Genomic DNA, 15,984 nt, shown 5'->3' on the forward strand with positions numbered 1-15,984 from the left:
GAACAATGACAACGATTCAAAACCCGATTTTACCAGGCTTCAATCCTGACCCGAGTATTTGCCGTGCAGGAGAAGATTATTACATTGCCGTTTCTACCTTCGAATGGTTCCCGGGAGTCGGTATCTACCATTCAAAGGATTTAAAAAATTGGCGACTCGTGTCCCGTCCCCTGAACCGTCTCAGTCAATTGAACATGATGGGCAACCCCGATTCAGGCGGAATCTGGGCCCCTGCCCTATCTTATCGTGATGGCAGCTTCTGGCTGATCTACACCGATGTGAAAGTCGTCGAAGGACAGTGGAAGGACAGCCACAATTACCTCGTTACCTGCGACACCATTGACGGCGAGTGGTCTGAACCAATCCATTTAAACAGCTCAGGCTTCGATCCGTCCTTATTTCATGATGAAGACGGCAGGAAGTATCTCGTCAATATGCTCTGGGATCACCGCCTCGGCCATCATAACTTCTACGGCATCGTCATGCAGGAATACAGTGTAAGCGAACGAAAGCTGATCGGCAAAAAGGAAATCATCTTCAAAGGAACGGATATTAAGCTGACAGAAGCACCTCACCTGTATAAAATGAACGGATACTATTACCTTCTCACGGCGGAAGGCGGAACGAAATACGATCATCAGGCCACCATCGCCCGCTCGAAGGATCTTTGGGGACCATATGAAGTGCATCCTGACAACCCATTGATCACGTCATTCCCGTATCCAAGAAACCCATTGCAAAAAGCCGGACACGCATCCATCGTTCACACCCATACGGATGAATGGTTCCTTGTTCATTTAACAGGACGACCCCTGCCACAGGAAAATAAACCGCTCTTAGACCCACGCGGCTATTGTCCACTCGGAAGGGAAACGGCGATCCAGCGACTTGAATGGAAACATGATTGGCCTTATGTCACAGGAGGCAACCAGCCGTCTGTAGAAATCCAGGGACCTGCTGTGGAAGAAGTTCCATGGGAAAGGGATGTTCAGGAGAAGGACGACTTTAATACCGACTCTCTGAATCTTCATTTCCAATCCCTGCGCATCCCATTGGGTGAAGACATCGTTTCATTAAAGGATAACCCTGGACACCTGCGTCTATATGGAAGAGAATCGTTATCCTCTAAATTCACACAGGCCCATATCGCAAGGCGCTGGCAGCATTTCAACTTCACGGCCGAAACCAAGGTCGCCTTTAACCCGGACACTTTCCAGCAGGCAGCCGGTCTAGTAAACTACTACAATACGCAAAACTGGTCTGCCCTGCAAATCACCTGGCATGAAGAACACGGCCGGATTCTCGATCTGACCGTCTGTGACAACTTCACATTCAGCGGTCCGCTGAAAGATGACCCGATTGTCATCCCGGAAGACGTCGAATCTGTCTACTTGCGTGTAAATGTAAGCACGGCCATCTACGAATATTCCTACTCCTTCGATGGAGAAAACTGGACCACGATCCCTGTTAAGCTGGATTCTCACAAACTATCAGACGATTACATCCAGGGTGGCGGCTTCTTTACAGGAGCCTTTGTAGGAATGCAGTGCCAGGACACTTCCGGACAAAAGCTGCATGCTGATTTCGATTATTTTGTTTATAAGGAAGGACATAAAGAATAGCGTTGATTCACGAATGCTGTTCATGAATACCTCTAACATAAAAACAGCCGGCGAGAACCGGCTGTTTTTATGTTGGAGAGACATTTAAATCTTCGCACTATGCGACTGATTTCTATAAATGTTCTGTTACATGAAGCTTAAAGTCTATGAAACTGTTCCACTTTTAAGTAGTAAACGGTCTTGGAGATACCTTGAAGAGGGTTCGAATTCTCGTTGCACTCTCTCTCACTTAGATATGAGCCGCTTTGGACTCTTTATGAGCCACATTTCATTTTTTTGATCCGGCTTTTACATATATAAGCCGGAATTCTGATATATGAGCCAGAATTTCATTATATGAGCCCCTTGTCGAAAATCTTTGAACTTCTACGTAAAGTCTATACCTTATGATTGATCTAATAAAGTACCCTCCTGACAAACCAAATTACTTTATATGTGTACGTTTTTCTACTGCTGCAATCGCTTCGATTTCCACCAGTTGATTCGTGTATCCCAATACCGTCACTCCTGATAGCGTACTGGGGACGTCATGATCCCCGAACTCTTTCCTTATGGCGTTCCATGCTGTTACTAAATCTGACTGATGATGGGAGGCTACCAGGACCCGGGTATAGACGACGTCACTCAAGGAGGCACCACTTTCTTGCAGTACTTCCTTCATATTCTCCACACATAGTTTGGCTTGGCATTCGTAATCATTTACATCAGGCACTTCCCCGTCTTGATTGAGAGGACAAGATCCGGCCAAAAAAAGAAGATCCATATCAGCAGTTACTCTTGAAGCGTATGCATAATCAACATCAGCTAAATCCTTCGAGCGAATAAATGATATTTTTTTGTTCATGTTTTTCCCTCCTAATAGATTTCTAAATCGTTAAAAATCCCCTTGATTGCTGCACCTGCTAATTACCAGGGGAATGGTTCCCGTGGTCACTGATACATGAACATTTCCCGATGTGAACTTCCCTTTTTAAAACCCAAAGCGATTTTCTACTCTCTCACTCGCATCCGGCAATTCCATCCCCTTTTTCCACATCAGCGTCTTATTCTTTGGCGTTCCGAAATAGATCGCCTTGATTTTCCGGCCACGGGACTGTTCCTGGCTTGGGACATCGATGAAATCGTGACCTTTTTCCAATGCATACGGTGGCTGTGCTTCTTTCTTGACGACGGGACGCTTCGCGGTAATATAAAAATTCCCGTTGTCATCCATACTATACTTTAATGTATTTACGCTGTAGCCGTCGTCTATGTTCAGGTAATAGACGATCTTGCCATCTGCCGTTTTACTAATATCACTGATCTCCGCCTTGTCTGCAGCCACACTGATGATGTCCCAATTGAATAAGCCGGCATAGACAAGGATCAGGGTGGTGATGGATAGGGCTGTAATGATGGCCCCTTTCATAAACGACTTCTTTCTTCCTTTTTTCCACGTGGCAGCGATCTTTTGGATGAGGCGGTCATCCGTGGTTGGGTCGATCCCTTTTTTTTCTGCAATAGGCAGCTCGGCCTTCATCCGCTCCAATTCCAATTGGCACTGTTCACAATGAACAAGATGCTCCTCTACCATTTCCCTGCTCTCGTCACTGCATACCTCGTCGTGATAAAGAGGAAGCAGATCATGAATGATTTGACATGGAACGTCTCTCATCCTCCATCCTCCTTTAACATGTCCTGTATTTTTTGTTTGGCACGGTAAAAGGTGACTCTTGCCCAGCTTTCCGTCTTTTCAAAAAGCCCACTGATTTCCTTAAAGGAGAGCTCCCCGAAGATCCGCAGGGTGAACACTTCTTTGTATGGTTCATGTAAGGAATGAAGGACTTTATGTACACGGAATGCTTCCTCTTTCCTCTCAATCAGCGTCTCGATGACCGTGTCACCGGGCGGATCCGCTATCTCTTCTGCAGTATACCGTTTTTGTTTGGAATGATAGGTGAAGTAGGTGTTCTTGGCAATCTGGCAAAGCCACACATTCATCTTGCAATGACCTTTAAATTGGTCCATGCTCTTCAATGCTTTGAAAAATGTCTCCTGAGTCATCTCTTCCGCCAGCTTTTCATCCCGGCTCAAGTTCAGTACAAACGCGTACACTTCCCGGAAGTATTGATCATATATCTTCTCAAACTCTGTCACCCGCCTGCCTCCCTTCCTATGTAAGACTATGCTGAAGTGATTTCGTTACAAAAAAGTGATGGTTATGTATATAAATCGTACGTGGTCTCAAGAATTTTTCCCATACGATTTCCCCGTGTGCTATAGTATCCTAGTATTCTAACGGAACGGAGTGAAAATATGAAGGCAACAACGAAAGAAATGACACTGATCATTATCGGTTCCTTATTCTTCGCACTCGGAGTGAACTTGTTTGCGATCCCGAATGAGCTTGGGGAAGGCGGCGTGACCGGGATCTCCATGACACTGTATTACGTACTGGATTGGTCACCGGGTATCACGAACTTCGTCATGAACGGCATCCTCTTAGGAATTGGTTATAAAGTATTAAATAAACGCGTGACATGGTATACGATACTCGCCATTTTCTTTACCTCCCTCTTTATTCAGTTGACAGAAGGCATGGGCCATTCTGTCGACATCATGCTCGGGACCGTCTTCGCCGGGGTATTCATCGGTGTCGGTCTCGGACTGGTCCTGCGTTCAGGGGGAACAACGGGCGGATCCACCATCATTGCCCGCATGCTCAACCAGCATTTCGGCTGGGCTGTCAGTACCACGATGTTCGTGTTCGACATTGTGGTCGTTCTCGGATCATCGTTTGTTATCGGTGTAGAAAATACGATGTACACAGGAATATCCATCTATATCAGTACGAAAATCCTGGATTACTTGATTGACGGTTTCGATACACGAAAGGCCGTCACCATCATTTCCGGGCAGACCGACGCCATCGCTGAAAAAGTGAGCGACGAAATGGACCGCGGGGTCACCGTCATCAACGCAAGAGGTCACTATTCAAAAGAATCCAAGGACATTTTATATGTGGTCATCAATAAACAGGAGCTGTTCCTCTTAAAGAAGATGATCCAGCAGATTGATGAGAAAGCATTTGTAGTGGTGCATGATGTGAGAGATGTGTTTGGGGAAGGATTTACGTTTCCGAAGACATAATTAATGGTGTCTGGCCCTTGGGGTTGCCAAGGGCCAGCTTTACCAGGTCTAACTCAGCGATAGACTTGTCCCCCTACACTTAAATTTCATCGGAAGATAGTGAACTATGCTCTAAATCACTTCAGTTCTGACTGCATGCAGGTTTGAATAACATCAGCTCTTTTCTCATGTAGCTTAATGTTAAACACACCAAATGTATTAAGCCTTCTATTAAGTGTTATAGGGCATAAAAAAAAACAGTCTTATCAATGTGAAAAGACTGTTTTTTTATTAGGCAAATATTATTCATCAAAATTATTGAACCCACTGAACGATTTCTTCCATTGTTTGTCTCGTTTTTTCCCGTGGCTGATTTAAGCGATAACCAAAGGCAACCATACAAGCTATACCAAAGTGATCCCTATTCAAAAAGCCTTCCTGTACGAGGATATTCTCTGCCTCAACTTTATTGAAACCTTCTATAGGACAAGAGTCGATACCGATTAATGCGGCAGATGTCATCATATTACCGGCTGCAAGATATGTTTGTCTGCAGGACCATTCAAACAGAGCTCTTTCATTATGAAATATATTAAAGTCAGTATGAAGAAATTTCTCATAAGCAGAACTTCTTTGTTCGATGATATTTTCAGGTAATTTGTGAGTATGGCGCATAATGTCCTGGACATAATCCGAATCAGCAGACATATCATTTTTTGTCCGTGCCAATATGATGACGAAATGGCTTGCTGTTTTGAGCTGTTTTTGCCCTCCCCAGGTGACCGGACTCAACTTTTCTCGTATATGTGATTGTGGTAAAACGATAAATTTCCATGGTTCGAATCCAAATGAACTTGGGGATAATCTTGCCGTTTCGAGAATTAAGTCAAAGTCTTCCTTAACAATCTTTTGCGTAGCATCAAATTCCTTACATGCATGTCTATAGTTAAATGCATTCAATATGGCTTCTTTATGCACGTCCTCTTCACTCCTTTTGTTCTAATTTTGATTGAATTGAGATAGCCAAATATCAGGAGTTTGACTGAAGAAAACACGTTACTTCTTCTATGAGGGCTTCCCCTTTCTCCCAAGGAACCAAATGCCCGGAGGCAATTTCCCTGTATTGAGCCCCTTTAATTAACGTGGCAAGTTCTTTCGTTTGCTCAACAGGGACCATGCGATCATATGTTAAACCAATTACTAAGACTGGTGCGGTTATACTGGTAAGCAGGGTACGAATATTTATCCGTTTATCAAGTTCCGAGTGGTTACCTGTTCCCGTGGACAGAACCCCTCCAAATTGGTGTGCCATTTGATGCAATTCCTCTATACTGCTAAATCGATCATAAAAATCAGGACTAAATCCGGTATGAATCAAAAATTGTGCAAACAGTGTACGATCCAAATGATAAAGTTTTTGCCATAGGTCAAATTGAAAGGTTGAGGATAAATTGCTTTCTACCCATCCGGCTATCAGTGTGACTGATTCCACCCTGTCCGGATATTTAGAGGCTATTGCTGCAGCAATCTCTGCCCCAAGAGAATAGCCGACAATATGGAATTTCCCGATACCTTCTTGCTGAACCGCTTGTATATGCTGTTCAATCAAATCATCCATTTGTAATTTTCCCGTTTGATCCTTTGTGTCATTGGAACAGTGGTAATTGGGAGAAATTATTTTATAATGTCCTGAAAGGGACTTGATCATATCTCCCCACGTATTCTCATATGTGCCACCTGTCCCATGAACCAGCAGCAACCCCGGTCCTTCCCCATCAACGGAATAAGCCACATCTACATTACCTACCCTCACACATTTATCCATGTAAACCTCCTAGAAACATTTTTTTATTTTACAAACCAAATGTTACCTAATAAACTGGTTAAAAGTAAGTACGCACTTTTTCGTTTAATACTTACTAGAAAGGAAGTATTGGTCATGACGGTATCTCCGGAAATGTATGAAATAAACGGAAAACAATTTCAATGCCCCATAGAACTCTCGGTCTCTATATTTTCAGGAAAATGGAAAACCACGATTATTTGCCAACTTCTTGAAGGAAAAAAGCGATATGGAGAGCTTCATCGAGACATCGGCGGAATTACCCATAAAATGCTCGCAGAACAATTGCGGGAACTGGAGGAAGCGGGAATTGTTCATAGAGAGGTATTTCCCGTTATACCACCCAAAGTTGAATACGAGTTAACCCACCTTGGTGAAGGGTTGAGACCAGTTGTCCAATACTTGCAGGAGTGGGGCATGAATTTCGGGTCCATTGCGACAGAAGAATGAAGAGAAGAATGGAAGGACTGCTTGAAATAACACCCTATATAGTTAAAAATGCCAAGGATCCCTTTTTAGAAGGAACCTTGGCGTTTTTCATCATTAAGACGTTTTTTAGTGTTTTGATTTTAGCATGAACCATTTGATGATCATACTTATTTTAATTTAATTCTAGTGATTTACTGCGAATACAGTTCTAAGATTTTTATCATGGGCAATTTATTCGTATCACTCAAATCAACAAAATACGGTAACTGCCATTTTTGAGTTTCTTTCGCTTGTTTACTGGTAGGAATATCCCAGTCAGGGTAAACTCTAATGGCCATTTTCCCTTTTGTAGTACTCGTTTTAAGAATGTCGTGTTTGGAAAGAATGTCTTTCGGGAAAATAAATTGCCCCCATTGATCATTGCTCAAAAAGGCATTAATAACCAATAAATTGGGTGCCTTTTCATATGTAAAAGGTTGATTTGTATCATTTTTGTCTTTTTCCCAAAAAGCAACAAACTGCCCTGCCTTATTAGGTGTTTTTTTTGCTACTCTAAATCGGACTGAACGAGAAGCTAATTGAAATGTACCAGCTCCGTAATTTAAATTTTGTTTTTCTTCTTGAATCGATTTTAAAGTTAATTGATTAGGTTCATATACTATTTTGTTTACGTGAGCTAACGCTTTAAAAAACTGGTTCATATCTTCACTCCTAGTCTTTCTGCTAATATACGATTTCTCCCTATTAAAGATGGACAAATGTATTAAGATACGTCAGTGAAATTTCACCAAACATTAAAGAACTTCAGAACTATGTAACTATTAGGTTCGTTATTCAAAAAACATGGGCGATTCAGAGAAATCTATCACGTCCTTTATTCATGAAAATGGATAATACTTTTTGGAAAGTCTTGTCTTTGAATGAACAAGAATCTCCAATACAAAGAAATGTTTTATCCTGCCCTAAAAAGCATAACACAAAAACAGAACATATGTACTGATATTCAGAAGTAAAAGATTGCTATAAATAGTTCGTCTTCAACAAATGTATCGCTAATTTAAACAACCACGGAATACCCTGCTGCTCTTCAACAAGATCTCCCTTTCATGCTAAATAAGCACAAATCCTATCGGAAGGACCCTTCATCTATATATTCAGGAATTAATACTGTAGTACCCACTTATTAAATACTTTATATAAAACATAAGAGGAGTGAGTGAGTAGCATTTCCTAATATAATTATAGGAATAACCAATAGAAAATTTTTACTTATATGTTAGCATTATGAAAAAGGAGGTGGTACATGAATAAATGGGTGCTATGAAAGAAGTCGAATATATTTTATTAAAATTCAGGAGGAAGATAGAGATGAAGTTAAATAGTTTTAAGGTACTTATCGTTGCCATTCTTTTTGTAGGATCAGGACTTTTTAGTACGAGCCAAGTATCCGCCGCTTCACCTTCTTTTCAAATGCCTTTCCCTTGTGGACAAGTATGGGAAGGTCAAACACGAACGAACCATAATCCATTAAATTCAGTTGACTTCAACCGGTCCAATGATCATGGAGATACAGTCGTCTCCTCTGCATCAGGTTCGGTCGTTACTGTCAGGGATCTCGGAAGTTCAAGTTATGGGAAGTATATTGTGATTGATCATGGGAATGGATGGTCAACATTATATGCTCACTTGAATTCTTTCAGTGTATCTAATGGTCAAAGCGTCTCTCAAGGCCAGAAGATTGGAACAGTTGGTGAAACAGGGAATGTCACAGGGGCGCATCTTCATTTTGAACAACGGTATAATGGTTCAGCCCAAAAAATTTCATTTAATGGTGCTCAGATTGCCTACTATGGTGCTAAGAACTATACAAGTAAAAACTCTTGTTCTTCTGAGGGTGTAACCGGAACTGTACATACGGATTCAGGGATTTCACTAAATGTCCGCTCAGGACCTGGCACTAATTATGGAGTTGTAGGCTCAGTTGCGGATGGACAAAATGTAACCATCACTTGTCAGAAACGTGGAGAAACCGTTACGGGTAAATATGGCACCAGTAATCTATGGAGTTTCATCGGAGAAGGGTATATTTCCGATACGTATGTCTTTACGGGATCTGATGGACAAGTAGCCCCTACCTGCAATTAAAACACATAAAATAAAGGATTTTCTGTAGAAAGAGGGATTAAAATGAGTAAACTAAAAAAGCGTGGAATTCTATCCATTGTGATAGCATCATTGTTCTTTTTTTCTAGTAATGCATTAGCAGTTCAATATTACACACTATCTACTAACAGTGGGATGCCGCTAAATATGCGTAGCGGTCCAGGTACAAATTATCCCATTATGCTTTCCATCCCTAGTGGATCGAGGGTACCTTACTATTGTTACTCTTATGGTACAACTGTGACAGGGAAGTATGGAACCAGTAATATTTGGGATCAAATCCAATGGAAAGATTCACGGGGAGTTGTGAATATTGGGTATATCTCTGACACATACCTCTACACAGGGTCAGACGGACCGGTTGGTACCCAATGCAACTAGCTAAAAATACATCATCCTCCTCTCGCCTATTTAAATCAATTAACTTATTACGATAAGTTCCATTTACCGAATATAAATAAAGCTGAAGATCGTTACTTAATCTTCAGCTTTATTCATCTTTTATGGAACCAAAAGAATTTTATTTAATAACTATGAGTTTTCCATCTTCTACATATATACCATATATTTCAAAATCAAACTGGATTCAACCTTCATCCTCATTAAATGAAAGATAGGCCATTTCCAACGCCTTCTCTACTTCATTCTTCTTATAAAAATAATGAAATAATTCTTTCTCTGAGCGTTGAACTAAATAGACAAATCCATACTTTCTATAGTAGGGCAGACCTTCTGTATATAAATAATGATAATACTGATCTTGTCTTCCATTGATTAAATCCAATAAAAGATTGAACAGGATCATAAATAATTCCTGGTGCGTTTCCGTAGCGATGCGTAATCCCTCATTGGTCAACTGTAATAATTTGGCCTTTGATACTAGATCTGCTTCAAAGGAGCAGCGGATATATCCTTCAAAAGACAATAAGTATTCCCTCGACTTCTTATTTTTTATGCTGCATGATTCTTTATAAAGCTCGCTTGCCTTTTTATAATTCTTCCTAACATAATAGAGGAACGCTAAATTATGTAACAGCTTCGATTTTCTTCTTATTGCGTTACACGTAACACAGCTTTCAATTAACGCTTCATATTGTTTGACCGTGCGTTTAAAATCATGGTGCTGATCATATTGAAGTTGAATTAACATAAGCATTTCGGTATCGATTACTTTAAGGAAATTGTTACTTTTCTTAAAAAAGTTCAATGCTTTTTCTGCATAATGGTAGCACATAATTTGAGAGTTCAGATTATGATAAGCAACGGCAAGATGATAATAATGTTCTGGATTATTGTATTCATTTTGTTTGATTGTTTTTAACGTATCGATTGCTTTAACATAATCACTATTCGATATGTAGTACATTCCTACTATTTGTTTAAACAAGTTCCTCTCGTAATCAGATAAATGAAATTCGATTTTCCGGATATCCTTTATGATCTCATGTGCTCTGTCAAGGTTATAATGAATGAGTTCATATCTTATCTGGAGCAATCGATAGAAGTGTTTATAGGTGGAAATGTGCAGTAAAGGCGAATGATCCAGTTCTATTTTGATAACTTCCACTTCTGGGAGTCCCTCTTTAATCATCACTTCATGCCAGCGATCAAGAAGCTCTTTGATGTCGCAAAGCTTCTCCAGCTCCTTCTCCAAATCTATCCCTAAACGATTGGCAATGTGGAGGATTGTTTCAGAGGAATACTCTGTTAACCCTCGTTCAATTTTACTTAAATGAGTTACAGAACAAATACCGCTGCCTAACTCTTTTTGTGTTAAATTCGCTTTTTCACGATAAAACTTTATAATATTCCCCTCAATCATCCGAGCCCTCCCATTCTGCCTTTAAGACCATTTATTCACTTTTGTAATAAAGGAAAGTATCATTGCCAATATAGTAACCATTATACACTTTTCTATTATCACTCCCCATACAAGGGAGCTGATTCATATGTTTCAAATGGAAAATGAGAAAGAAAACCTCCCTTATTCAATGGTGGGAAAAAGGGAGGTGAAAATTTTGATTTATACTCTTGTATTCCTTCCAATAATTAGTCTTTTGAAACAGGGCTATTGAGATGTTTTCTCAGGCATTTATAATTTACTATTGTTTCAATTCCAATCCAATTGAATGGAATAATTTCTCCAACGTAACTTTTCCATGCTTTTCTTTTGGCTTTTTGTTCTTTTTAGCACCTGTTCCTTTTTCTAAGAAATTCTTTTCAATGAAACGAAGATCCGTTTCATCCACTTTCCCATCTTGATTTATGTCGCCTTTATTTACCCCTACGCCTTCTTTTCCATAAGAGAAAACTGAAATAATGGCATCACTAATGTCAATTATATTATCTCCATCGACATCTCCAGCTAACTGGAGACCAGGGAAAACCCGCTCTTTCACTCCTAATATTTCCCCACCTTCTTCTATCCCTACTTCAACTTTTGTCCGGGATTCGAAGTGCCCCGGTATACTCACAACGACTTCATACTCTTCTAGAGAAGCAGGTATGCCATGAATAACAAATTGAGATATTCCCCCGGTATTGTCAAGCTCCCCTTTGTATTCTTTTCCATCTGGAGCGATGGCTTTAAACTTAATACCCTTATCATCCAGCTCCTGATTTACCCATCCTTCTTCATGAAGAAATGCCTCAGGGCCAATATAACCCCATATCATAGAATGTCTTGGAACGATTTCAATCGGTTCAGAATCTTTGAAATCCGGGACTTCAACAGCTTCGGTTTCACCTAGCTTAAAGTATTTAGCCTGGCCATTCGAACGGATCCCATTGGCATATCCAAATGATTCATCATTTATGACTTTAAACGTAACTTCGGCAATCGGCATGTCACCAGCAATCCCATTCGTAACTTCTCCATCTAAAGAAGCGCTGACGGGAAGTGTGTTCTCCCATAAATCTTCAATGATCTCGCCCGTTTCAACCTTCGCCTGTGCATGATGATCACTTGCAAATTTCTCAAATTGTGGAGTTGCTTTCGCACCAACAAACTCAAAATATTGTTTCATGTATGCTAGATTAAATTCTCCGCCTGTTAAATCTTTCACGTTATTCATGGTTAGCGTTACGGTGACTTCATCATTTAAATAAAGCTTATGTTTATCTACTTCATGTTCTGCATATTGTTCGCCTTTACCTATAAAGTAGTAGTGATTCATCCCAAAATTCATGTCTCCTGCAGTCGCTTGGTCAAAACCATACAACTGAAACTCTACATACTGGCCATCGGCTACTTCTTCCGGAGTAACTCCAAACTTGAAACTTCCGTCTGCTTCAGGTGTAAAGAAGTGCGTCGGAAAGCCAAAATCTTTAGTCAAATCATATCCAACGATCGTATTTAATCCTTGATCAACAGGTTTTAAAATCCCCTCAAAATTATCCCTAACTTTTGTTAATCCTTTTTCTTTCATCAAATCAATGTTTGAATCGTATGCCTTTCCATTGAACCAAGTGACTCCTTGTTCATCATTTTGGTTATACTCAATTTCATACACACCAGGCTTTTGTTCCATTGTCACTTCTGGTGCTTCGTTATCAATAAATACATAATCAGATGGGCGAAACGTGTCACCGTTTGCATCTGTTGCAACGATTTCCAGCTCATAAGCGCCATCCCTTGCTTGAACTGGTGTATCACTTATCGGGTTTTCCGAATCCCCTGTGAATGGGTAGTATGCTCCACTTGTAAATACAAAAGGTACTAATAATTCCATTCCTAACAGGTCATTGATGCTCTCAGGATTGAAGGAGCCAAGATATCCGATATATTCACCTGTATTTCCATCTTTCACCACTAAATCCATTGTATCCATTGGACTTCTTAATGTCATATATATAAAGGTAGCAGGTACTTGCAAATACGGATGAAATTTACTTGTATCTGTAGCGAATGCTGGTCTATCTACTGAATAGTCAAGTCCTCTTTCAGCTACGATAATAGAGAAAGGAATTTGATATTGTTCATCGTTAACATTCTTGTTAGTAAAATGAATATACCCTTCATATGTGCCTGATTTAGCTTCGGATGGTATCTCTATACTCGGAGAAAACTCAACTTTACTGTTTGCTTCTACAGATACTGTGTCTTCTGCTTTAATGGTAACGCCATTTGCATCTGCATCATTTGCACCTGAAATATCAGAAGATAATAGTTCTACACTAACGTGAAAATCTTTCTTTTGATTACTATCATTTTGTATTTCTACTTTTCTGCTATCAAGCGTTGGTCCATCTTTTTCTTTGGCGTGATAACCAAATGAAATGGCACCAGTAATATCATCAACAATCGTTCGATTAAAGTTTTGATCTGCAGAAGGTGTTGTATCCATTACTTGAAATTTCACTTCTGAATGAACAGCATGATATGGATCAACCCTGCCAGCACCAACTTGGAATACGCTATAATCTTCCCGTAAATCGTCTGCAGAGTTCATTAATGCCGTTTTTACATCAAATGGTGTATAATCCGGATGTTGTTGTAAGATAAGGGCAGCGACCCCGGCAGCAAAAGGTGTGGCCATGGAAGTACCTGACATTCTCTCATAAGCATAGTTATAATCAGCCTCTTCCTTGCTATTAATGTAATAAGGAACTGTTGAAAGAATGCTTACACCCGGGGCTGTGATTTCAGGTTTAATATCATATGTTTTTAATGATGGACCGCGTGAGCTGAAGTCTGCTAGATTATCTCCATCCGTTTTCACTTCACCTATGTCTTTAAAATTAAACAGGGTGCCTTCTGCTAAACCATCTTGAAGTCTTTGACCTTCCTCTTGAGTCAGTGTGAAGGTAGGAATATAGTCAATTCCTTCCCCTAAATAATGAGGAATCACTCCATCCACATCATTCCAAATAATGACTGCACTTGCTCCAGCCTTCTTAGCATTTGCAATTTTTTCATTAAATGCAATTGTACCGCGTTCAATCAGCACTGCTTTCCCCTTAAGATCTTTCCCTTCAAAATCTTCAGTATGTCCTAAACCAGCATCCACCAGAGAAAGTGATGTATTTTGTAATTCAGCTAGTCGGTCGTCAAAATGCTTCGCTAGTAATCTCATATTATATGTGTTCCCTTCACTCTCGCCTGACATAGTAGGAATCGTAACAGGAACATCACTCGCCCCTACTGTTATGGCTAATGCCGATGCTCCGGGAGAGCCCAGGGTATAAGGCTCGGGACCTGTATTACCTGCAGCTACAAGTGCTACTGTCCCTGCCTCCATTGCGTTATTTAAGGCGGTGGATGTTGGATATAAAGGATCATTAATACCCGCTCCCAGTGATAAATTAATGACATCCATACCGTCTGCCACTGCCCTATCAATACCACTTAATATTCCACTCGTATCCCCCGAGCCATATGGTCCTAACACACGATATCCATATAATTCCACTCCATTCGCTACACCTGTAATGGCAAGTTCTGAATCGGATTGAGCTTGTCCCGCAATAATGCCTGATACATGGGTTCCGTGTGATGTCCAATACGAACTACCATTCCAGGTTTCTGGCCAATCATTAGGGTCTAGCTTTGACCAATCTTCATAGGTCGTTTCCATCGGGTCAGCATCATTATCTACAAAGTCATACCCCCCTTTATAGACAGCTTTTAAATCCGGGTGATGATAATCTATACCTGTATCTAACACACCAACCTTTATTCCTTTACCTGTGATTCCTTCATCATGAAGAGTATCAACTTCTAAGAAAGGAATGCTATCCTTCATCATAGTCGATACAGAGCGATCTTCTTCAACTGCCGACTGTACCACTTTTGGCTGCTCCACTTGGATTTTTTCATTCAACCATACACCCTTCACTTCTGAGAACTCAATTAGTTCCATTACCTCTTTTGCTGGTAATGTCATAGCTACACCATTAAAGGCATGTTTGTATTCATCTTTTATCGTGATATTTTCATTAGCCGATTTTGCTTTACCTGATTTGCCCATCTTGCCAATTTTTTCTTTAAAATCTTGATGAGATTGATCTACTTTAGCCTTCGCTTCTGGCAATCCAATTCCTTTACTTTTAGATTTCCCTTGTTTCATTTGAATTTCGACTGGTTCTACTGAAAACTGAACGATGATATCTATATTTTCTTCATTATTTAGATTAACCTCCGACGTAATATGTAACTTGCTCGTTACATCCGTGACTAGGTTATTCTCCATCCTTTGCTGATCTGTTAGATGCTTTAATGCACCTTCAATATTAGATATCCCGGTTTTATCATTTGGCGCCTTTTTCAAATAATCTAATCCCATTGCCATCGAACTTATTGGAGTAAGTAATAAACTTGCACTTAAAGTAGCTAACGCCAATCCCTTTAAAGTAGACTTCACTTACATTTTCCCCCTTTAACCTCTTGTTTTTTCATTTTCAAAATGACAAAAGTGCAACTAGTGAATAATGACCAATCCCTTTCCACGGCTAACTTTTTTAGAATAATCTAACTATTCATTCTGAATGTTAGCATGATGCCTAAAACACTGTAAATCGGGGTTTTCCAGGTACAAAACGTACGAACCCACCCATTTGTTTCGGTTCTATATAACCACAAAGGATCGATTTATATAGTATAAAAGGCCTGTTATTCATATTAGTCATTTGGGGTAATGTAAGGTAGGAATGTATGGATGATTGAATAGGTTTCGTAAGATGTGGCTGGGACTAAATATAAGGACCACAACCTTAAGACGAACATTTCAGTGAAGGCGTTTATGATTTTCGTGGAAGGCTTCACTTTACTGGAGCAAACTAAAAAACCGAACTTACAATGAATTCTTGAATTCATTGTAA

Annotated in this window: 13 protein-coding genes; 5 read left to right on the forward strand and 8 right to left on the reverse strand. The window is 40.1% G+C overall.

All coding sequences use genetic code 11. The features are described 5' to 3' along the window. The first annotated feature begins 5 nt into the window (after window positions 1–5). Window positions 6–1,622 carry a glycoside hydrolase family 43 protein gene (locus BAA9072_RS02520; protein ID WP_201713093.1) on the forward strand — a complete coding sequence of 539 codons (1,617 nt, stop codon included), beginning with the start codon at window positions 6–8 and terminating at the stop codon, window positions 1,620–1,622. 424 nt (window positions 1,623–2,046) lie between these two features. On the opposite strand, the gene BAA9072_RS02525 is transcribed toward BAA9072_RS02520, so the two are convergent. The 3 genes from BAA9072_RS02525 to BAA9072_RS02535 form a co-directional block, all read right to left on the reverse strand. Next, window positions 2,047–2,466 carry a RidA family protein gene (locus BAA9072_RS02525; protein ID WP_201713094.1) on the reverse strand — a complete coding sequence of 140 codons (420 nt, stop codon included), beginning with the start codon at window positions 2,464–2,466 and terminating at the stop codon, window positions 2,047–2,049. 126 nt (window positions 2,467–2,592) lie between these two features. After that, the gene (locus BAA9072_RS02530) at window positions 2,593–3,276 is read right to left on the reverse strand and encodes a zf-HC2 domain-containing protein (RefSeq protein ID WP_201713095.1); all 684 of its coding nucleotides are present in this window, start codon (window positions 3,274–3,276) and stop codon (window positions 2,593–2,595) included. Continuing rightward, on the reverse strand, window positions 3,273–3,758 hold the full coding sequence (locus BAA9072_RS02535) for an RNA polymerase sigma factor (protein ID WP_201713096.1): 486 nt from the start codon (window positions 3,756–3,758) through the stop codon (window positions 3,273–3,275). The genes BAA9072_RS02530 and BAA9072_RS02535 overlap by 4 nt, the downstream gene beginning before the upstream one ends. Window positions 3,759–3,917: 159 nt before the next feature. On the opposite strand from BAA9072_RS02535, the gene BAA9072_RS02540 reads away from it, so the two are divergent. Further along, the gene (locus BAA9072_RS02540; RefSeq protein WP_201713097.1) at window positions 3,918–4,751 is read left to right on the forward strand and encodes a YitT family protein; all 834 of its coding nucleotides are present in this window, start codon (window positions 3,918–3,920) and stop codon (window positions 4,749–4,751) included. A gap of 294 nt (window positions 4,752–5,045) precedes the next feature. Here BAA9072_RS02540 and BAA9072_RS02545 read toward each other — a convergent pair whose 3' ends face one another. Together BAA9072_RS02545 and BAA9072_RS02550 are read right to left on the reverse strand one after the other, a co-directional pair. Continuing rightward, window positions 5,046–5,708: an NAD(P)H-dependent oxidoreductase gene (locus BAA9072_RS02545; protein ID WP_201713098.1), complete on the reverse strand. Its 663-nt coding sequence runs from the start codon at window positions 5,706–5,708 to the stop codon at window positions 5,046–5,048. 52 nt (window positions 5,709–5,760) lie between these two features. Further along, window positions 5,761–6,555, reverse strand: a complete 795-nt coding sequence (locus BAA9072_RS02550; protein ID WP_201713099.1) for an alpha/beta fold hydrolase — start codon at window positions 6,553–6,555, stop codon at window positions 5,761–5,763. A gap of 114 nt (window positions 6,556–6,669) precedes the next feature. Here BAA9072_RS02550 and BAA9072_RS02555 point away from each other — a divergent pair, with 114 nt between their 5' ends. Further along, window positions 6,670–7,023, forward strand: a complete 354-nt coding sequence (locus BAA9072_RS02555) for a winged helix-turn-helix transcriptional regulator (RefSeq protein ID WP_330999256.1) — start codon at window positions 6,670–6,672, stop codon at window positions 7,021–7,023. A 170-nt stretch (window positions 7,024–7,193) separates the two neighbouring features. Here the strand turns inward: BAA9072_RS02555 and BAA9072_RS02560 are convergent, their stop codons facing one another. Then, the gene (locus tag BAA9072_RS02560) at window positions 7,194–7,703 is read right to left on the reverse strand and encodes a MepB family protein (RefSeq protein ID WP_201713100.1); all 510 of its coding nucleotides are present in this window, start codon (window positions 7,701–7,703) and stop codon (window positions 7,194–7,196) included. Between the two features lie 667 nt (window positions 7,704–8,370). On the opposite strand from BAA9072_RS02560, the gene BAA9072_RS02565 reads away from it, so the two are divergent. Beyond that, window positions 8,371–9,147: a M23 family metallopeptidase gene (locus tag BAA9072_RS02565; RefSeq protein ID WP_230980728.1), complete on the forward strand. Its 777-nt coding sequence runs from the start codon at window positions 8,371–8,373 to the stop codon at window positions 9,145–9,147. 42 nt (window positions 9,148–9,189) lie between these two features. Further along, window positions 9,190–9,546, forward strand: coding sequence for an SH3 domain-containing protein (locus BAA9072_RS02570; RefSeq protein ID WP_201713101.1), 357 nt, complete (start codon window positions 9,190–9,192; stop codon window positions 9,544–9,546). Window positions 9,547–9,751: 205 nt separating this feature from the next. On the opposite strand, the gene BAA9072_RS02575 is transcribed toward BAA9072_RS02570, so the two are convergent. Both BAA9072_RS02575 and BAA9072_RS02580 read right to left on the reverse strand, forming a co-directional pair. Continuing rightward, on the reverse strand, window positions 9,752–10,987 hold the full coding sequence (locus tag BAA9072_RS02575) for a helix-turn-helix domain-containing protein (protein WP_201713102.1): 1,236 nt from the start codon (window positions 10,985–10,987) through the stop codon (window positions 9,752–9,754). 280 nt (window positions 10,988–11,267) lie between these two features. Continuing rightward, on the reverse strand, window positions 11,268–15,527 hold the full coding sequence (locus tag BAA9072_RS02580) for a S8 family serine peptidase (protein ID WP_201713103.1): 4,260 nt from the start codon (window positions 15,525–15,527) through the stop codon (window positions 11,268–11,270). Between the last annotated feature and the right edge of the window lie 457 nt (window positions 15,528–15,984).

This window comes from Rossellomorea arthrocnemi (assembly GCF_904424705.1).
GTDB classification, from domain to species: Bacteria; Bacillota; Bacilli; order Bacillales; family Bacillaceae_B; genus Rossellomorea; species Rossellomorea arthrocnemi.